General features: G+C 69.7%; 16 protein-coding genes. 4 read left to right on the forward strand and 12 right to left on the reverse strand.

The window, feature by feature from the left end; genetic code table 11:
* Window positions 1-58 precede the first annotated feature (58 nt).
* Window positions 59-712, forward strand: coding sequence for a hypothetical protein (locus ASD35_RS15350; RefSeq protein WP_056875805.1), 654 nt, complete (start codon window positions 59-61; stop codon window positions 710-712).
* A gap of 40 nt (window positions 713-752) precedes the next feature.
* On the opposite strand, the gene ASD35_RS15355 is transcribed toward ASD35_RS15350, so the two are convergent.
* The 5 genes from ASD35_RS15355 to ASD35_RS15375 form a co-directional block, all read right to left on the reverse strand.
* Window positions 753-2,354 carry a SpoVR family protein gene (locus tag ASD35_RS15355; protein WP_056875806.1) on the reverse strand — a complete coding sequence of 534 codons (1,602 nt, stop codon included), beginning with the start codon at window positions 2,352-2,354 and terminating at the stop codon, window positions 753-755.
* A gap of 48 nt (window positions 2,355-2,402) precedes the next feature.
* On the reverse strand, window positions 2,403-3,683 hold the full coding sequence (locus ASD35_RS15360) for a YeaH/YhbH family protein (RefSeq protein WP_056875807.1): 1,281 nt from the start codon (window positions 3,681-3,683) through the stop codon (window positions 2,403-2,405).
* Between the two features lie 14 nt (window positions 3,684-3,697).
* Window positions 3,698-5,620, reverse strand: a complete 1,923-nt coding sequence (locus ASD35_RS15365; protein ID WP_056875887.1) for a PrkA family serine protein kinase — start codon at window positions 5,618-5,620, stop codon at window positions 3,698-3,700.
* Between the two features lie 465 nt (window positions 5,621-6,085).
* Window positions 6,086-6,979 carry a ParB/RepB/Spo0J family partition protein gene (locus ASD35_RS15370; protein WP_056875808.1) on the reverse strand — a complete coding sequence of 298 codons (894 nt, stop codon included), beginning with the start codon at window positions 6,977-6,979 and terminating at the stop codon, window positions 6,086-6,088.
* 16 nt (window positions 6,980-6,995) lie between these two features.
* A complete protein-coding gene (locus ASD35_RS15375) occupies window positions 6,996-7,526 on the reverse strand; it encodes an alpha/beta hydrolase (protein WP_056875809.1) in 531 nt (176 codons plus the stop codon).
* Window positions 7,527-7,571: 45 nt separating this feature from the next.
* On the opposite strand from ASD35_RS15375, the gene argC reads away from it, so the two are divergent.
* The 3 genes from argC to ASD35_RS15390 all read left to right on the forward strand — a co-directional run bounded on the left by argC (window position 7,572) and on the right by ASD35_RS15390 (window position 12,392).
* Window positions 7,572-8,519: an N-acetyl-gamma-glutamyl-phosphate reductase gene (gene argC, locus ASD35_RS15380; protein WP_056875888.1), complete on the forward strand. Its 948-nt coding sequence runs from the start codon at window positions 7,572-7,574 to the stop codon at window positions 8,517-8,519.
* 73 nt (window positions 8,520-8,592) lie between these two features.
* Window positions 8,593-11,049 (forward strand): hypothetical protein, encoded by a 2,457-nt coding sequence (locus ASD35_RS15385; RefSeq protein WP_056875810.1) that lies wholly within the window; start codon window positions 8,593-8,595, stop codon window positions 11,047-11,049.
* Entirely contained in the window at window positions 11,046-12,392 is a 1,347-nt protein-coding gene (locus ASD35_RS15390) for a hypothetical protein (protein ID WP_056875811.1), read from the forward strand. The genes ASD35_RS15385 and ASD35_RS15390 overlap by 4 nt, the downstream gene beginning before the upstream one ends.
* A gap of 10 nt (window positions 12,393-12,402) precedes the next feature.
* Here ASD35_RS15390 and ASD35_RS15395 read toward each other — a convergent pair whose 3' ends face one another.
* From ASD35_RS15395 to ASD35_RS15425, 7 genes are all read right to left on the reverse strand, one after another.
* Window positions 12,403-13,059, reverse strand: a complete 657-nt coding sequence (locus ASD35_RS15395; protein WP_056875812.1) for a general secretion pathway protein GspB — start codon at window positions 13,057-13,059, stop codon at window positions 12,403-12,405.
* A gap of 6 nt (window positions 13,060-13,065) precedes the next feature.
* The gene (locus tag ASD35_RS15400) at window positions 13,066-14,751 is read right to left on the reverse strand and encodes an ExeA family protein (RefSeq protein ID WP_056875813.1); all 1,686 of its coding nucleotides are present in this window, start codon (window positions 14,749-14,751) and stop codon (window positions 13,066-13,068) included.
* Window positions 14,752-14,813: 62 nt separating this feature from the next.
* Window positions 14,814-15,827: an OmpA family protein gene (locus tag ASD35_RS15405; RefSeq protein ID WP_056875814.1), complete on the reverse strand. Its 1,014-nt coding sequence runs from the start codon at window positions 15,825-15,827 to the stop codon at window positions 14,814-14,816.
* 24 nt (window positions 15,828-15,851) lie between these two features.
* Window positions 15,852-16,880: an OmpA family protein gene (locus ASD35_RS15410; protein ID WP_056875815.1), complete on the reverse strand. Its 1,029-nt coding sequence runs from the start codon at window positions 16,878-16,880 to the stop codon at window positions 15,852-15,854.
* A 103-nt stretch (window positions 16,881-16,983) separates the two neighbouring features.
* Complete coding sequence (locus tag ASD35_RS27610) at window positions 16,984-17,730, reverse strand: GNAT family N-acetyltransferase (RefSeq protein WP_056875816.1); 747 nt, start codon at window positions 17,728-17,730, stop codon at window positions 16,984-16,986.
* Window positions 17,723-18,262, reverse strand: coding sequence for a GNAT family N-acetyltransferase (locus ASD35_RS15420; protein WP_056875817.1), 540 nt, complete (start codon window positions 18,260-18,262; stop codon window positions 17,723-17,725). Before ASD35_RS15420 ends, ASD35_RS27610 begins: the two co-directional genes overlap by 8 nt.
* Window positions 18,259-19,032, reverse strand: coding sequence for a ParA family protein (locus tag ASD35_RS15425; RefSeq protein ID WP_056875818.1), 774 nt, complete (start codon window positions 19,030-19,032; stop codon window positions 18,259-18,261). The genes ASD35_RS15420 and ASD35_RS15425 overlap by 4 nt, the downstream gene beginning before the upstream one ends.
* Window positions 19,033-19,085: the final 53 nt, after the last annotated feature.

Genomic DNA, 19,085 nt, shown 5'->3' on the forward strand with positions numbered 1-19,085 from the left:
CATGGTGTTCGCCCGTGAGGGCGGTCCCGCAGAGAATGGAATCACTGGGAGCGAGAAGATGATCAAGCCGATGTGGATGGCCGCTTTGGCCCTGGGTTCGATGCCCGCGCTGGCGGCCGGCGCGTTGGACCCTTATCCGGTGTCCGTGTGGACGCGGGTGCTGTTCGGTGTGGACGGCAAGCCGGTCGAGTACACGGTGGTCGACGAGCCAAAGTACCCCGCCAAGTTCGTGGAGAACGTGAAGGTGCGCGTAGCGCAGGCAACGATCCAGCCGCCGCTGGTGGATGGCAAGCCGGTCACGCTGCGCTCGGGCGTCGAGATGCGGTTCACCGTGACGCCGAACGCCGACGGCGGTGGCTCGGTACGGGTCGACGGGCTGTCGGTGGGGCCGATTCCCATCCAGAGGTCTTTGGCTAGCTACCCGGCCGACATCGCTGCAAACGGTGGCTGGGAAGGGCAGGTGCTCGGCGTCTGCACGGTGGGCGTTCTTGGCCGCTGCAAGACGGTCGACGTGGTCGCGCAACCAGGAATGCCGGAAAGCGTGCGGCGCTATGCCAAGGCGTCGCTGGACGGCTGGGTGTTCGAGCCTCAGCAGGTCGATGGCAAGGCTGTCGAGTCGGAATACCGCCTGCTGATGTACCTCAACACGATGGACACCACACCGGAGGACTTCCGGCAGGACAAGTTCGAGCGGCTGCTGAAGAAGAAGTGAGCCGGTCGCGCCCGCGGCCGGCCAGCGTTTGAAGCTGGCGTCAGCTGTGCTGCGCCGGCACGTTCCAGCGCCGTGTCACGTCGCCCTTGCCGTTGACGCTTTCCAGGTTGACCGCGAAGCCCCACAACCGGCCGACGTGCTTGAGCACCTCTTGCGCGCTGTCGTGCAGCGGGCGGTTGAGGTGTTGCACGTGGCGCAGCGTGAGCGACCGGTCGCCGCGCAGGTTGACGTTCCAGACCTGGATGTTGGGCTCGCGCGTGGACAGGTCGTACTGGCGCGACAGCGCCTGGCGCAGGTGGCGGTAGCCGCCTTCGTCGTGGATGGCGGAGATCTCGTACTCGCTCTTGGTCTCATCGTCGAGGATGGAGAAGAGCCGGAAGTCGCGCATGATCTTCGGGCTGAGGTACTGGCCTATGAAGCTCTCGTCCTTGAAGTTGCGCATCGCGTGGTCCAGCGTGGGCAGCCAGTCGCTGCCGGCGATGTCGGGGAACCAGTCGCGGTCTTCGTCGGTGGGGTTCTCGCAGATGCGCTTGATGTCGGTGTACATCGCGAAGCCCAACGCATACGGGTTGAGATTGGCCCCGGGGTGCTGGTAGACGACGTTGGTGTGGGACTTGAGCCACTCGATCATCATGCCGTCCGACAGGTAGCCGTCGTCGTACATCTGGTTGAGCAGCCGGTGGTGCCAGAAGGTGGCCCAGCCTTCGTTCATGACCTGGGTCTGGCGCTGCGGATAGAAGTACTGCGCGATCTTGCGCACGATGCGCACGACCTCGCGCTGCCAGGGCTCCAGCAGCGGCGCATTCTTCTCGATGAAGTACAGCAGGTTCTCCTGCGGCTCTTCAGGGAAGCGGCGGCTTTCGGCGGCTTCGTCCGGGCGGTCCGGCTTCTTGGGCAGCGTGCGCCACAGGTCGTTGACCTGCAGCTGCGCGTGCTGCTCGCGGTCCTTCAGGCGCGCGCGCTCCTCGGCGAGCGACAGCTTGGCGGGGCGGCGGTAGCGGTCCACGCCATGGTTCATCAGCGCATGGCAGCTGTCCAGCAGCGTCTCGACGGCGTCCAGGCCATAGCGCTCCTCGCAGTCGGCAACGTAGTTCTTGGCGTAGACGAGGTAGTCGATGATGGACGAGGCATCCGTCCACATGCGGAACAGGTAGTTGCCCTTGAAGAAGCTGTTGTGCCCATAGCAGGCGTGGGCGATGACCAGGGCCTGCATGGCCAGCGTGTTCTCCTCCATCAGGTAGGCGATGCAGGGGTCGGAGTTGATGACGATCTCGTAGGCCAGGCCCATCTGGCCGCGCTTGTAGTTGCGCTCGGTGCTGATGAACTCCTTGCCGTAGCTCCAGTGCCGGTAGTTGACCGGCATGCCCACGGAGGCATAGGCGTCCATCATCTGCTCGGCGGTGATGACCTCGAGCTGGTTGGCATACGTGTCCAGGCCGAAGCGCTCGGCCGTGTTCTTGATGACGGTGTGGTACTCGTCGATGAGCTCGAAGCTCCAGTCGTTGGGCGAGGGCAGCGGCTGGCTGGGGCGCTTGTCGAGCGGCTTCATGCGCTGCAGCGGCTGGCGCTGGCGGCGGTCGGCCATGCCGGCCGGCGGCGTGGCGGTGCGCTCGTGGTGGCGGCGGTCTTCCTTGCTGCTCATGTCAGCCCCTCGCTCGACGGGAAGGTCGGCCGGCCCTGCGTGCGGAATTCATGCGGGCGCCCCTTCCTTCTTGAACAGGTCACGGAAGACCGGGTAGATCTCCGACGCCTCGACCGCCTTGCGCATCGCGAAGTGGCGCACGTCCTCGGAGAGCTTCTGGTACTCCTCCCAGAGGTTCTGCTCCGGCTCGGCCACCTGCACGTAGGCGAAATAGCGGCACAGCGGCAGCAGCTTGTCGGCCAGCAGCTCGCGGCAGCGGCCGCTGTCGTGGTGCCAGTTGTCGCCGTCGCTGGCCTGGGCGCCGTAGATGTTCCACTCGGTTGGCGAGTAGCGCTCCTTGATGATCTGCTCCATCAGCACCAGCGCGCTGGACACGACCGTGCCCCCGGTCTCGGTGGCGTGGAAGAAGTTCTGCTCGTCGACCTCCTGCGCCTGCGTGTGGTGGCGGATGAAGACGACGTCGATCTTCTCGTAGTGCCGCGTCAGGAACAGGTAGAGCAGGATGAAGAAGCGCTTGGCGAGGTCCTTGCGGCCTTCGTCCATGGAGCCGGACACGTCCATCAGGCAGAACATGACGGCGCGCGTCGTCGGCACGGGGATGCGCACGCGGGCGCGGAAGCGCAGGTCGATGGGGTCGAGGAAGGGGATGGCCTCGATGCGCTGGCGCAGGTGCGCGATGCGTTCACGCGTCTCCAGCAGCAGGCGCGGCGTTTCGGGGCGGTCTTCCTTCAGCAGCTCCTGCTCGCGGGCTTCGAGCTCGTGCAGCTCGCGGCGCTTGTCCATGCCGAGCGCGATGCGCCGGCCCAGGGCGCCGCGCATGGAGCGCACCACATGCAGGTTGGTGGGCGTGCCATCGGAGACGAAGCCGGCGCGCTGGCTGCGCCATTCCGGCGTGTCGGCCAATGTCGTGCGGGCGAGGTTGGGCAGGGCCAGGTCGTCGAAGAAGACCTGCATGAATTCTTCCTTGGTGAGGTGGAAGACGAAGTCGTCCTCTCCCTCGCCCTGGTCGCTGGCCTGGCCGCCACCCCCGCCGCCGCCCTGCCCGCCCTTGGGCTTGGCGATGCGGTCGCCCTTCACATACTCCTGGTTGCCCGGCCGCACGACCTCGCGCACGCCGCCGTCGCCATGGCCAAAGACCGGCTCGGTGAGGTCCTTCTTGGGGATGTGCACATCCTCGCCACGCTCCATGTCCCGGATGCCACGGCCGTCGACCGCGCGCTTGACCGCCTCGCGGATCTGCTCCTTGTGGCGGCGCAGGAAGCGCTCACGGTTGCCGATGGACTTGTTCTTGCCGGACAGCCGTCGGTCGATGATCTGCTGGAGGGACATGCCTCACCGCCTATTCAGCTGGACTTGCGAACCCTCAAATACCACTCGCACAACAGCCGCACCTGCTTGGCCGTGTAGCCCTTGTCCACCATGCGCTGCACGAAGTTCTCGTGCTTCTTGGCGTCCTCGGCGCTGGCCTTGGCGTTGAAGCTGATGACGGGCAGCAGCTCCTCGGTGTTGGAGAACATCTTCTTCTCGATGACGGTGCGCAGCTTCTCGTAGCTGGTCCACAGCGGGTTCTTGCCGGCGTTGTTGGCGCGCGCGCGCAGCACGAAGTTCACGATCTCGTTGCGGAAGTCCTTGGGGTTGGAGATGCCCGCCGGTTTCTCGATCTTCTCCAGCTCGGCGTTCAGCGCCACGCGGTCGAAGACTTCACCGGTGTCGGTGTCGCGGTACTCCTGGTCCTGGATCCAGTAGTCGGCGTAGGTCACGTAGCGGTCGAAGATGTTCTGGCCGTACTCGCTGTAGCTCTCCAGGTAGGCGGTCTGGATCTCCTTGCCGATGAACTCGGCGTAGCGCGGCGACAGCTGTTCCTTGATGAAGCCGACGTACTTCTCCTCCAGCTCCTTGGGGAACTGCTCGCGCTCGATCTGCTGCTCCAGCACATACATCAGGTGCACGGGGTTGGCGGCCACCTCCGAGCTGTCGAAGTTGAAGACCTTGGACAGGATCTTGTACGCGAAGCGCGTGCTGATGCCGCTCATGCCCTCGTCGACGCCGGCGTAGTCGCGGTACTCCTGGTAGCTCTTGGCGCGCGGGTCGGTGTCCTTGAGGTTCTCGCCGTCATAGATCTGCATCTTGCTGAACAGCGATGAGTTCTCCGGCTCCTTCAGGCGCGTGAGCACCGCGAACTGGCTCATCATCTTCAGCGTGCCCGGTGCGCACTTGGCCTCGGCCAGCGACGAGCCGCGGATCAGCTTCTCGTAGATCTTGACCTCCTCGCTGACGCGCAGGCAGTACGGCACCTTGACGATGTAGACGCGGTCGAGGAAAGCCTCGTTGTTCTTGTTGTTGCGGAAGGTCTTCCACTCACTCTCGTTGCTGTGCGCGAGGATGATGCCGTCGAAGGGGATGGCGCCGAAGCCCTCGGTACCCTTGTAGTTGCCTTCCTGCGTGGCGGTCAGCAGCGGGTGCAGCACCTTGATCGGCGCCTTGAACATTTCGACGAACTCGAGCAGGCCCTGGTTGGCCAGGCACAGGCCGCCGGAGTAGCTGTAGGCGTCGGGGTCGTCCTGGGCATAGGTCTCGAGCTTGCGGATGTCGACCTTGCCGACCAGCGAGCTGATGTCCTGGTTGTTCTCGTCGCCCGGCTCGGTCTTGGCCACGCCGAGTTGCTTGAGCACGCTGGGGTAGCGTTTGACGACCTTGAACTTGCGGATGTCGCCGCCGAACTCGTCCAGCCGCTTGACCGCCCAGGGGCTGAGGATGCGGTTCAGGTAGCGGCGCGGGATGCCGTAGTCGCGCTCCAGCAGCGGGCCGTCCTCCGTCGGGTCGAACAGCCCCAGCGGCGACTCGTTGACCGGCGAGCCAGCGAGCGCATAGAAGGGCACATGCTCCATCAGCTGCTTGAGCCGTTCGGCAATGGAGCTCTTGCCCCCGCCCACCGGGCCCAGCAGATAGAGGATCTGCTTCTTTTCCTCCAGGCCCTGCGCGGCGTGCCGGAAGTAGGAGACCACCTGCTCGATGGCCTCTTCAAGCCCATAGAACTCGGCGAACGCCGGGTAGATCTTGATGGTCTTGTTGGCGAACAGGCGCGACAGCCGCGGGTCATTCCGCGTGTCGAGCATCTGCGGCTCGCCGATGGCCTGCAGCATGCGCTCGGCAGCTGTGGCGTAGGCCAAAGGGTTCTTCTTGCACTCCGCGAGGTAGTCCTCCAGCGAGAGCTCCTCGACCTTGCTGCGCTCGAAGCGCGCTGAGAAATGGCTGATGACGTCCATGCCGACCTCCTGCGGTTTGAACTCCACGCAGGCCGCAGGCACGATCCGTGCCCGAGGAACTGGGGGGTTCTGATCGCGCCTCAACTGCAAGGCGTCATCAGAACTCTCCGTCCGGTGAGCCCACAACAGCTTGCTGCCGCGGACCACGCATCCATCTCAAGAATAAGCCGCCACACGACCACCAACAAACCAGCTTCGCGTTCGGTTGACAGGGTGCCGGGCCAGCATACGCCCGCGCCCTGGGCAAGACCTGGCACTTCTCGGCCAAACCACACGAACATGGGGGCCTTGTGGTGCGTCGCAGACAGGCCCTCGGTGAAGAACTGTTGAGCGCGCAGCAAGGCGCTGTGCAACACGCGGCGGCGCCGCCGCGCACCCTAGTGTTGAGCGCGTGCGAGGGTGCCCGTTGTCAGACGCCGCCGCATTGCGAGCGCCTGACTGAGTGCCGCGCTGCGCCTGCGAGGTTCAGCCGCCGCGCAGCTTGTCGAGGATGCCGGACAGCGCGTCCAGCGAGTCGAAGTGGATGGCCAGCTCGCCGCTCTGGCCGCCGCGCTTGCTGCGCTTCTTCACGCGCACCTCGACGCTCGCGCCGAGGGCGTCGGCCAGCTCCTCCTCCAGCCGCAGCACGTCGCGGCTCTTGTCGCCCTTCACACGCAGCAGCGGTGTCTGGCGGGCGGCGCCCTGCTGTTTGGCGACCAGCTTCTCGGCCTCGCGCACGCTGAGTTTCTTGGCTGCGATCTCGGTGGCCGTCGTGATCTGCGTGGCGCCGTCCAGCGGCAGCAGCGCGCGCGCATGGCCCATGTCGAGGTCGCCGGCCATCAGCATGTTCTGCACCGGCGCCGAAAGGTTCAACAGCCGCAGCAGGTTCGATGCGGCGCTGCGCGAACGACCGACGGCCTGGGCCGCCTGCTCGTGCGTCAGCCCGAACTCGTCGGTCAGGCGCTTGAGGCCTTGCGCTTCTTCCAGCGGGTTGAGGTCCTCGCGCTGGATGTTCTCGATCAGCGCCATCGCGGCCGCCGATTCGTCGGGCACCGCCTTGACCAGCACCGGCACCTCGCGCAGACCGGCAAGCTTTGCGGCACGGAAGCGCCGTTCGCCGGCAATGATCTCGTAATTCACACCGCCGTTCGGCGTGATCGGGCGCACGAGGATGGGCTGCATGATGCCCTGCGCCTTGATGCTCTCGGCCAGCTCGTACAGCGAGCCCTCGTCCATGCGCGTGCGCGGCTGGTATTTGCCGGCCTGCAGCTGTTCGAGCTTGAGGGTGGAGGGCAAGTCGGTGGCGGGTGCCTCACTGACTTTGGGGCCCAGCAGGGCTTCCAGGCCGAGGCCGAGGCCTTTGGGTTTCTTCGTTGCCATGGGGGCGGATTGTCAGTCAGAGGCCGAGCAGCAGCTCCCGGCCCTCCGGCCAGTCGCCCAGGCCGGAGTCTGCATTCAGATGGCCCCGCGGCCCGGCCATGACGACGCTGGCGCCCCAGTCCGCCGCCATCTGCGCGCTGCGCTCCGGCGTGGCGTACGGGTCGTCGCTGCTGATGACGGCGATGCTGGGGAAGGGCAGGCGCGAACGGCGGATCGGGCGCCAACCGTGCAGCTGCGGCGGCATGTCCGCGCGCTCGGTGTCGGGCGGGGCGACCAGCAGGGCGCCAGCGACGCGGGCGGTGTGCCGCGAATGCTCGGCCCAGGCCGCGACGAGCTGGCAGCCCAGCGAATGCGCGGCCAGCAGGGCCGGCATCTCGATCTCCAGCAGCACTTCGTCCAGCCGCGCCATCCAGTCGCCGCGGCGCGGCCAGTCCCAATCGTGCTGCGTCACGCGCTGGTCGCCATACAGCGACTCCCAGCGGCTTTGCCAATGGCCGGGGCCGGAGTTCTGCCAGCCCGGCAGAAGCAGTACACGTCGGTCCTTCATCGTTTTCCCTTATCCTTCCTGGCTGAATTTTGCTTGGAGCTGGGCATGACTTATCGCGTGTTTGTGGACGGCCAGGAAGGCACGACCGGTCTGCGCATTCACGAGTACCTCGCGGCGCGGGCCGACATCGAGGTGCTGAAGATCGACGCCGACAAGCGCAAGGACCCGGCCGAGCGCTCGCGCCTGCTGAATGCCGCCGACGTGGCCTTCCTGTGCCTGCCCGATGCGGCGTCGCGCGAGGCGGCGTTCATGATCAACAACCCGCACACCTGCCTCATCGACGCCAGCACCGCGCACCGCACGGCGCCGGGCTGGGTGTTCGGCCTGCCGGAGCTGGCGCGCGGCCAGCGCGGCGCCATCCAGGCCAGCAAGCGCATCTCCAACCCCGGCTGCCACTCCAGCGCCTTCATCCTGGGCGTGCGCCCGCTGGTGGACGCCGGCCTGCTGCCGGCCGATGCGGCGGTGAGCGCCACCTCCATCACCGGCTACTCGGGTGGCGGCAAATCCATGATCGCCGAGTACGAACAGCAGCCGCTGCCCGCCCACCTCCAGGCCCCGCGGCCCTACGGCCTGGGGCTCAAGCACAAGCACCTGCCGGAGATGATGGCCCACACCGGCCTGGCGAACCCGCCGGTGTTCATGCCCATCGTGAGCAGCTTCTACAAGGGCCTGGCCGTCAGCGTGCCGCTGCAGCTGAGCCAGTTCAAGCCCGGCACGACGCCCGAGCAGGTGCAGGCCGCGCTGGCCGCGCACTACGAGGGCGAACGCTTCATCAGCGTGAAGCCGCTGCGCGACGCGGCCGCGCTGGAGGCCGGCTTCTTCGACGTGCAGGCCTGCAACGACACCAACCGCGTGGACATCTTCGTGTTCGCTTCTGACACACAGGTGCTGCTCATCACGCGCCTGGACAACCTCGGCAAGGGCGCCAGCGGCGCGGCCGTGCAGAGCATGAACGTGCACCTGGGCGTCGAGGAAAGCCTCGGCCTGATCTGAGCGTCAAACGTGGCGTTGCGCATCGGCGCAGCGTCGCGATACTGCGGGCCGTCTTCATGAGCAAGGAGGGCCCGTGAGCACATCCGGCAGAGCGCCGAAAGGGACGCCGAGGAAGAACGGCAAGCCGCAGCCCGAGCACGAGCTGCTGCTGCCCGGCGTGCACATCGCCAGCGCGGGCAATGCGCTCGGCGTGCCGCTGGCCGCGGTGGACGACCGCTCGCGCCAGAGCATGGCCCAGCAGGCCTTGCGCTGGACCTATGTGCTGCGTTCCCGCCAGCGCTGGGTGCGCGAGGCCAAGGTGCGCGAGCAGCACCAGCTCGAGGCCGCCGAGACGCTGAAGGCGCTGGGCCTGAGCACGGCGCAGGTGCGCGCGCTGAGCGAGGCGTCGACGCTGGTGGTGCGCGTGCCTTACCGGCACGAGGCCATCCTGTGGGAGGGGCGCATCTTCCCGTGGGAGTACGTGCTGGCGGCGGCCACGCGCGAGCAGCGCCGCGCCGCCGTGGGCAAGCCGCGGCCGTTGACCATCATCCGCGAGCTGCAGGTGCAGCACGAGGTGGAGGGGCGCTGGCAGCCCATGCCGCGCGACGCGGTGGTCTTTCCGTCGTGGAAGGACTTGCGCGTGCTGTTCGTCAACGCGCTGCCGCTGGAGCTGTGCGAGCGCTGGACGGTGGACGCCGAGCTGAAGAACCTCGCCGCGGCGCTGCCCAAGGAGGTGCCGGCGCCGCGGGTGCTGAACTACCCGAGCCTCGCGGAGCTGAGTGCCGAGCTGAAGGCGCGGCCGCCGCACCTGCTGCACTTCGCCGGCATGGACAGCCACCAGGGCCTGCGCGAGCTGGGCACGCTGGTGGGCAAGTCGGCGCTGGTGGAGGCGCCCGAGTCTGACGCGGCCGATGCGCCCTGCCAGGTTCAGCCGATCGACGAGCTGCTGGCCGACTCGCGCCGCGTGCTGGACGGCCTGCTGCTGCGCGGCGCCGAGGGCTATCCGCGCCTGGTGCATGCGCAGGCGCTGGCGACGGCGGTGGCCGAGGCGGTGGGCAAGACACCGCCCTACCTGACGACGCTGAACGTGTGGAACAGCGCGGCGCGGCTGGCGCCGATGCTGATCACCGAGGGCGCGTCGCGGGCGGCGCTGGGCTTCCAGGACGCCTTCGACGACTCGCTGGCGGAGTACGCGCTGACGCAGCTGCTGCGCCACCTGTTCGCGGGCGGGTTCGACCTGCCGGCGGCCTTCACCAGCGTCTGGGAAGAGGTGCGGGCGCTGCCGGAATCGGTGGATGCGACCGGCGTGACGCTGTGGCTGGACGGCCCGGTGTTCGTCGATCCGACCGTGCGCGCGGCCCACGAGGCCCGGGCCCGCGGGCTGGCGATGGCCAAGGCCGATGTCGCGGCGCCGGAGTCGGCATCGGCGGTGGTGCGCTGCGAGGTCGAGCCCTTCCCGGAGCTGAACTACGCGGTGCTGCACAACGCCCAGCCGCTGTTCAAGCGCTTCGTGCTGAGTTGCGACAACCCCGGCCGCGCCGCGCCGCTGGACGTGGAGGTGGCCGTGCACATGGGCGCCGAGGTGGCGCGCTTCCAGCGCCGCGTGCGGCTGCGCCAGGTGCGCGAGAAGCTCACCGACAAGATCCACGTGCCGTTGACGGCGGAGGTCGCGCGCAGCGTGCACGAGGCGATCAACACCAGCCTCGTCGTCAGCGTGCGCCAGGACGACGAGCTGCTGTACCACGACAGCCATCGCCTGCGCCTGCTGCCGGTGGATCAGTGGCGCGACAACCGTCGCGACGGCCGTTGGCTGCCGTCCTTCGTGCTGCCGCGCGACCCGGCGGTGCTGGACGCCGTGTCCATGGCGCGCCGCTACAACCGCGTGCTGCGCGACGACCCGACGGCAGGCTTCGACGGCTACCAGTGCGTGCGCGACGACGCCATCGACGAGGAAGCGCTGCGCGGCGTGGACCGGCAGGTGGAGGCCTTGTGGGCGACGCTGCTGCACGACTGGCGGCTGGGCTACATCAACCCACCGCCCAGCTACAGCGGCGAGCTGGACTCGCAGCGGCTGCGCGTGCCGTCCATGGTGCTGGCCGAGCGTGCCGGCACCTGCATCGACCTGGCGCTGCTGTTCGCGGCCTGCCTGGAGCTGGTGGACATCTACCCGGTCGTGTTTTTGCTCGAAGGCCATGCGCTGCCGGGCTGGTGGCGGCACCGCAGCTTCCAGGAGGAGTACCAGCGCATGGGCGCGGCCAACTACAGCGAGGTGGTGCAGGCCGACGCCGGCGGCAGCTCGGCCGCGAATGCGCAGGTGGTGAGCTGGCATGCCGGCAAGGCCAGCTGGGCGGAGGTGCGGCGCTGGGTGCGCGAGCGCAAGCTGGTGCCCATCGAGACGGTGCGCTTGACGGAGCACTGCGGCTTCATCGAGGCCATCGAGGCGGGCGTGCAGGCGTTGGCCGAGCGCAGCGACTACGACTCGATGCTGGACATCGTCACCGCCCGCCAGGCCCAGGTCACGCCGCTGCCGCTGCTCAAGGAGCGGTCATGAGCCACCCGCTATGGCGCGCGGCGCGCGAGCAGCTCAGTGAACCGGCGCCGGACCGCGGCGAGGAGGCCCGTGCTTCCATCCAGCAGCGCCGCCGCCGCGGCTACGAGGCCGCGCGCGACGATGGCCGCGCCGCCGTGCGGCTGGTGCGCGACGACGGGCTGCTGCGCTGGGTCTACGAGCCGCCGGCACGGGAGCGCGGCGGCGGCGCGCGGCGCAGCTGGCGCGCCGTGGGGCTGGACCCGCGCGAGACGGTCGAGCGCATCGCCTTCCCCGCGCTGGGCGTCAATGCGGTCACCGCAGGCCTGCAGAAGCTGGACGTACGGCTGAACCCGGTGCTCGGCGGCATGCAGCCCACGGACGGGCTGCGCCGCTGGGACGGGACGCACTGGGCGCCGCTGCCGGCCGGCTTCCTGAGCGGGCTGGCGGGGCGCGTGCTGGTGCTGGTGCACGGCACCTTCAGTGCCAGCGCCATGTATGCCCGGGAGTTCGCCGCGACGGCCGACGGCGAGGCGCTGTTCGAACGCCTGACGCGCGCGGGCGATCGTTATGCCGCGGTGCTGGCCTTCGACCACCCGACGCTCAGCGTCGCGCCCTGGCTGAACGCGCTGGCGCTTCGCGACGCGCTGGCCGCCTGCACCGCGGAGCTGGACTTCGTCGGCCACAGCCGCGGCGGCCTCGTCATCGCCTGGCTGCTGCGGCTGGCGCCGGCGTTGCCGGTGCGCCAGGCGCTGTTCGTCGGCTCGCCGCTGGCCGGCACGTCACTCGCCGCGCCGGACAAGATCCGCCAGGCGCTGGACACGCTGGCCAGCATCGCCGACGTGCTGGCCGAGGGCGCCGTGCGCACGGGCCGGTTGATGCCGGGCCTGGAGCCGCTGTCGCTTGGGGTGGCGGGCCTGGCCTGCGTGTTGGGCAAGGTGCTGCAGCTGGGCTCGCGCCTGCCGCTGGCCGACGCGGCCGTGGGCCTGGTGCCGGGCCTGCTGGCCCAGGGGCGCGTGGCCAACAACCTGGAGCTGGCGCAGCTGTGGCCGCTGCAGGGGCCGGCGGCCGGCGTGGACGTGCGGGCCATCGGCGGCAGCTTCCAGCCCAGCGAAGTGCACGAGCCGCTGTGGAAGCTGTGGAAGCGCGTCACGAACCTCAAAGGCCAGGCGATGTACCACGGCGCCGACCTGATCTTCGACCAGCCCAACGACCTGGTCGTCGACAGCGCCGCGATGAACCGGCTGGGCAGCCAGCTGCTGGTGGCGCCGCACTGGGAGGACCTGGGCCCCAGCGCCGAGACGCACCACACCAACTACTTCCAGGATGCGCGGGTGCTGAACTGGCTGGACCGGCGCCTGCGCTGAGGCTGCGGCGTCAGACCGGCTGCCGGTAGCGCTGGCCCTTGAAGCGCAGCACCAGTTCGCGCGGGCCGATCTGCTCCAGCACCAGGTCGGCGCCGAGCTTGGCGCCTTCGCGCAGCACCTCGCCGTTGACGATCACCATGCGGCTGGCCGGGTCGTCGGAGTAGACCGAGCCGCTGATCGCCAGCTTGGGCAGTTCCCGGCGCGTGCTTTCCGGCAGTTCGGCCAGGCGCGGGATGCGGGCTTCGGGCGCTGGGGCGGGAGGGGGCGGCACCGGCACGGGTGCCGGCTTGGCTGCGGCCGCCGTGCCCGGCGGAGGTGGGGGCGCGAGGTAGGGGGAGTCTGCTGCCGCGGGCTGCGGTGGTGGCGGGCTGGCGACCGGTGGCGTCACCGTCGGTGCGCTGGGCGCGGTGGCGAGCGGTGCAGGTGCAGGAACAGGGGGCGACGCCGGCGGCGCGGCGTCCTGCGGGCCGCTGGCCCACCAGCTGCCGGCGCCGATGCCGGCCAGCAGCAACAGGCCGCTGCCCGCCCAGGGCAGCCAGCGGCGCCGGCCCGCGGCCCCTCGGGCTTCGCGGCCGGGCAGGGGCTGGGTGTGCAGGCCCGGCACCTGGCCGCGCTCGCGTTCGCGATCGGCTTCGGCCCGGCGCAGGGCGTCAAGGATGTAGGACATGGCGGTTCAGTCGGTCGTGGGGTCCAGCTTCGGCTCGGCGACGCCGGCAACCCGGTTGACCAGCATCAGCGTGATGGGGCCGACGCGGCCGTCCGGCTGCAGGCCCTGGCTGGCCTGGAAGGCTTGAACCTGGCGGCTCAACTCGGGCCAGCTCGGTGGCGCGGAGGCGGCCGCGCCGGGGGCGGCCAGGCCCGGCACGCGGGCCAGCTGGGCCGCCAGCCAGCCGCGCAACGGGCCGCTGTTGTCCGCCCGGCTGGCGTAGCCCGGCGGCACGCGCCAGAAGGTGGCGAACTCGCCGCGCCAGGCCCCCGCCAGCTCCTGCAGCTCGACGCGGCGCGGCGCGCCGTCCACCCACAGCGTGGCCTGCTGGCCGTCCAGCCCCACCAGCGCGGCCAGGGCGGGCGGCTGGCCGGGGCGGCGCAGCGTGAGCAGCACCGGGCGGTCGATCAGGCGGATCACCGACAGGCTGCCGCTGGTGCTGCGGTAGCACTGCAGGCCGCGCTGGGCGGCGACGGCGCAGGGGTCGGCCTGGGCCGGCAGCGGCAAGCCCCAGGCTTTGGCCAGCGCCGCCCAGGCGTCGTCGTCGCGCGGCGTCCAGTCGGCCAGCTGCAGCGGCTGTGCCTCGGGCGGCCCGGCGCGGCCGGCGGCCGAGGCCGGCTGGGAAGCCGCACTCGCGGCCAGCGTGACGGCCGACGCGGCGCTCGCCGGAGACGACGCGGCACTCGCGGCCGTGGCCACCGCGGCGCCGGCCGCGCCGCCGCGCCCGGGCGACGGCCGCTGCAGGGCCCAGGTCAGCCCGGCGCCGGCCATGGCCGCAGCCAGCACGACCAGGCTGATGCCGATCGGGTCCGGCCGGCGGCGGCGGCGTGCCGCGGGGCGCTGCGCGTCGAACACCTCGGCCGCGGCCTGGCGCACGATCGCCGGCGTGATCAGCGCCTGGCCGCCGGCATAGCCGCCCAGCAGCGCGCGGTCGCACAGCAGGTTGATGCGGCGCGGCACGCCGCGGGTGAGCTGGTGGATCAGGCGCAGCGCGGCGCGGTCGAAGGGCAGCGCGCCGGTGAGGCCAGCCACGGTCAGGCGGTGGCGGATGTACTGCGCCGTCTCGGCCTCGGACAGCGCGCCCAGGTGAAAGCGCGCGATGACGCGCTGCGCCAGCTGCTCCAGTTCGGGCCGGGCCAGCATGCCGCGCAGCTCGGGCTGGCCGATCAGCACCACCTGCAGCAGCTTGCGCTCGGTCGTCTCCAGGTTGGTCAGCAGGCGCAGCTGCTCCAGCACGTCGGCCGAGAGGTTCTGCGCCTCGTCGATGATGAGCACGTTGTTGCGGCCCGCCGCGTGCTGCGCCAGCAGGAAGGCGTTCAGTGGGTCGACATAGTCCTTCACCGTCAGCGCGCCCGCCGGCACCGGGACGTGGAATTCGTCGCAGATGGCCTGCAGCAGCTCGGGGACGGTGAGCTTGGGGTTGAAGATGTAGGCGACGTTGCAGTTCGCCGGGATCTGCTCCAGGAAGCAGCGGCAGACGGTGGTCTTGCCGGCCCCGATCTCGCCGGTCAGCAGCACGAAGCCGCCGCCGCCGTCCAGCCCATACAGCAGGTGGGCCAGCGCCTCGCGGTGGCGCTCGCTCATGAACAGGTAGTGCGGGTCCGGCGCGATCGAGAACGGCGCTTGTTTCAAGCCGAAGAAGGGCGCGTACATGGGGCGGCAGGATAACCACTGCGCCGGGCCGCGCCGCCCTTGGCCTGAACCGTTGCGCGACGCTATTGCGCCACCAGCTCCACGCGGCGGTTGCGAGCCCGCCCGGCCTCCTCGCCGTTGCCGGCCACCGGCGCCAGGCTGGCCAGGCCCTTGGGCACCAGGCGCTTGGCATCGACCTTGTAGGGCGCCGCAGCCAGCGCCGCGACGACGGCCTGGGCGCGGGCGAGGCTCAACTTCTCGTTGGCCTCGAAGCCGCCGACGTTGTCGGTGTGGCCGACGATCCAGGCCTTCAGCGCGGGCTGGCTCTTCAGCAGCTCGGCCATCGCCTCCAGCTGGGCCTTGGACTCGGGCTTGAGCTCGGTCTTGCCGGTGTCGAAGAACAGACCCGTCAGTGTGACGCGGCCCTCGGCCGCCAGGCCGGCCTGCATCGCGGCCGGGTCGACGCTGACCTGGCCGGTCTCCATGGCCTTGGGTTCGACGACTTCGAGGTAGGTGGCGACGAGGCCGGTGGTTGCGTTGGCGGCCACCGAGTTGTAGAGCAGCACGGTGGCTTCCTGCCCCGGCTTGCCGAGCGTGCCGACGAGCATGCGGCCGTCCTCGGCGGACAGCGCCGACGTCAGGCTGTAGCGGCTGCCGGTGGGCGTGTCGACGTCGCCCTTGGCCCAGGTCATGCCCTTGTTGGGCTCGCTGGTCTTCCACCACGCGAAGTAGAGGTCGGCGCAGTTGCGCTCGCACGAGAAGCGCTTCTTGAAGCCGGCGGCGTTGAGCGCCTGCTCGTAGTTGCGCCACACCTCCAGCGCGGACTTGCCGCGCGGCGCGATGTAGACCGTGCGCGTGACCTTGCCTTCGAGGTTGAGCAGCTCCGTGAACTGGCGCTTGTCCGCCTTGGACAGCTCGGCGCTGGCGGGCACGACGGCGGCGTCCCAACTGGAGACGCGCTGGCCGGCTAGCCAGGAGCCGGCGAAGCGCTTGATGAGCGGGTGGTCGGCGGCGCCGGGCAGGTCGGAGACGGGCTTGTCGGCGGCGAAGCTGGCGGTGGCGGCCAGCAGCGTGGCGATGGCGGCGATGAGCTTCATGATTCGGTTGGATAGGGCGTTAGGTTATTGCAGCACCATCTCGACGCGGCGGTTCTTCGCGCGGCCGTCTTCGCTGCCGTTGGCGGCCACGGGCGCGAAGTTGGCGACGCCGCGCGCCTGCAGCCGGTTGGCCGCGATGCCGCGCTGCGCCAGCGCCGCCACCACCGACTGGGCGCGGCCCTGGCTCAGCGCGAGGTTGGCGTCGATGCTGCCGACGTTGTCGGTGTGGCCGACGATGAGCACCTTCAGCGCCGGCTGGGCCTTCAGCACGGCGGCCATCTGGTCCAGCTGCTTGCCGCTTTCGGGCTTGATGTCGGTTTTGCCGGTGTCGAAGAGCAGGCCGTACAGCGCCACCTTGCCCTCGGCCTGCAGGCCCTGGCCGATGGCCTTGGCATCGACCGTGACCTGGCCGGTGGGCATGGCCTTGGGCTCGACGATCTCGATGTAGGTCGCGGCACGGTTCGTGTGCTCGTTCTCGGCCATGGACGTGAACAGCAGCAGGTTCAGCGTGCGGCCGCCGCTGGTGAGGGTGCCGACCGTCATGCGGGCCTGGTCGTAGCTGAGCGCCATCGGCAGGGCCCAGGTGCTGCCGCGGTGCGCACTGTCCGCGGCGGGCAGGTCGCCCTCGGCCCAGCGCATGCCCTTGCCGCGCTCGTAGCCGTCGATGGCGAAGTAGGCCTTGGTGCAGCCTTGGGCTTCGCTCTCGCAGCCCCAGGTGGGCTTGAAGCCGGCGGCAGTGAGCGCCTGCTGGTAGTTGCGGAACACCTCCAGCGGGCTCTTGCCCAGCGGCGCGAGGTAATACAGGCGCGTGACCTTGCCCTCGACGTTGACCGGGCGGTTGAACTTGTCTTCGGTCTTCGAGACGCCACTGGCGTCGGGGAAGCTGCGCTGCTCCCACTCCTGCTGCGCGTAGCCGACAAGCAGGCTGCCGGTGAAGCGCTTGAGGACGGGATGGTCGGCGCTACCCGGGACGTCGGCCTTCGGGGCGTCGGCTTGCGCGGTGGCAACGGTCAGGGAGGCCAGCAGGGCGAGGGCGGTGCGGGTCAGCGTCATGTGGGCGGCGTCGAATGAGAGGCACGATGTTGACGCAGCCACCGCGCCGGCCCGCGTCGCGGCCGACCTGCAAACGTGGGAGCCGAAAGCGGTGACGACGCCTTCAGGCCAGCTCGGTCTCGGGGCTGCGGTAGTGGTAGCGGTAGGCGAAGACGAAGCCCAGGCGCGCGTAGAGCCGCTGGGCGACGCTGTTGTCGCTGCCCACCTGCAGGTAGGCCTGGCGCGCGCCCTGGGCGTGGGCCAGCGCGAGCAGCGCGCGGCACAGGCGCTCGGCATGGCCGTGGCGCGGCACGGCCGAGAAGACGTCGTAGAGGCCCACGATGTCGTCGTCGACAACCATCTGGCCACAGGCCAGCAGCGCGCCGCCGGCGTCGTTCAGCGCGAAGCCCTGGTAGGTGACCGGGGCGTTAGCAATGCGCTCCGCATGGGCGGCGATGGCCGTGCTGGAGGAGCCGCGCAAGGCGCCGACGACGGCGGCGTAGGCGGGCGCATCGAGGGCCTGGAGGGCAGCGGGTGCGGGCTCGGGCGTGAGCCGGTCCAGCACCATCACATCGGCCGCGTCGAACACGCCCCAGCCCTTGGCGGCGAGGCGCGCGTCCAGGTCGGCCGGCTGGCTCCACGGCGTCACGCGGATGGCCAGCGGCAGGCCGGCGGCGTCGTAGGCCTGCTGGCAGCGGGCGAGCAGGTCGTCCAGCGGCAGCGTGCCCTGGTGCAGCGCGTTGATGCAGCGCGAGCGCTTGGCCTTGCCGGGCGACAGCCGGATCAGCCAGCCGTCGATGTCGGCCTGCTGGGGCGGGGCGCTGGCGTCGAGGCCGGCCATTTCGGCGCGCAGGGCAAGGGCGTCAAGCATTGGCGTCGAGCAGGGTGGAAGGATTGCGCCAGATGCAGCGCCATTCGGGCAGGCAGACACCACCGAAAGGCGGCGTCGTGCCGGGGTCGATGAACTCGGCGCCCATGCGCGCATAGAAGCGCTTGGCGGGCTCGTTCTGGTCCAGCACCCACAGGTGCAGCGGCAGGGTGTGCGCCGGCCCCAGCTCGCGGACGACGGCCTGCAGCAGCCGGCGGCCGATGCCACCGCCCTTCAGCTCTGGGTGGACGTGCAGGTTGTCGACCAGCGTGCCGCAGACGGGGTCGTGGCCAGGCAGCACGTAGGCGAAGCCGATCAGCCGGCCCGAAGCGTCTTCGGCGACGATGCCGAAGGCGGACGTGACCGGCGAGGTTTGCAGGCGCTCACGCCAGACGGCCCGGCGGTCGGCGAAGACGTCGTGGTCGAGGAAGCTGTCCGGCACGATGCCGCGGTAGGCGCTGCGCCAGCTGGTGGCGTGCAGGTCGGCGACTGCGTCGGCATCGCTGTCTTGCATCGGCCTCAGCGTCACGCTCATCGCATCGTCTCGATCCGCCGCACCATCTCCTTGGCGAAGTCGACGAAGGCCACCGCGCCCTTGGAGCTGGGGTCGAACACCACACCGGGCAGGCCGTAGCTCGGCGCCTCGGCCAGGCGGACGTTGCGCGGGATGACCGTGTCGAAGACCTTGTTGCCGAAGTGGGCCTTGAGCTGGTCACTGACCTGCTGCTGCAGCGTGATGCGCGGGTCGAACATGACGCGCAGCAGGCCGATGATCTGCAGGTCAGGGTTCAGGTTGGCGTGGATCTGCTTGATGGTGTTGACCAGGTCGGTCAGGCCTTCCAGCGCGAAGTACTCGCACTGCATCGGCACGATGACGCCATGGGCGCAGCACAGGCCGTTCAGCGTCAACATCGACAGCGACGGCGGGCAGTCGATGAGGATGAAGTCGTAGTCCTTGCCGGCGTCTGCCAGCGCCGCCTTCAGCCGCGCCTCGCGGCGCTCCAGTGCGACCAGGTCCACCTCCGCGCCGGCCAATTCGCGGTTGGCACCCAGGACGTCATAGCCGGCTTTCTCGGCGCGGGCCTTGGCCTCGGGCAGCGAGGCGGATTCCAGCAGCACGTCGTAGACGGTCAACTCCAGCTTGCGCTTGTCGATGCCCGAGCCCATCGTCGCGTTGCCTTGCGGGTCCAGGTCGACGACGAGGACGCGCTGGCCGATCTGCGCCAGGCCGGCGGCGAGGTTGACGGTGGTGGTGGTCTTGCCGACGCCGCCCTTCTGGTTGGCGATGCAGAAAATCTTGGCCATGGGTTCCAGTTTTCGACTACCGGCATCGTACCGGCGAGAGGGCGGGTCGACCC

The sequence above is a fragment of the Pelomonas sp. Root1444 genome (assembly GCF_001426885.1).
Taxonomy (GTDB): Bacteria; Pseudomonadota; Gammaproteobacteria; order Burkholderiales; family Burkholderiaceae_C; genus Pelomonas.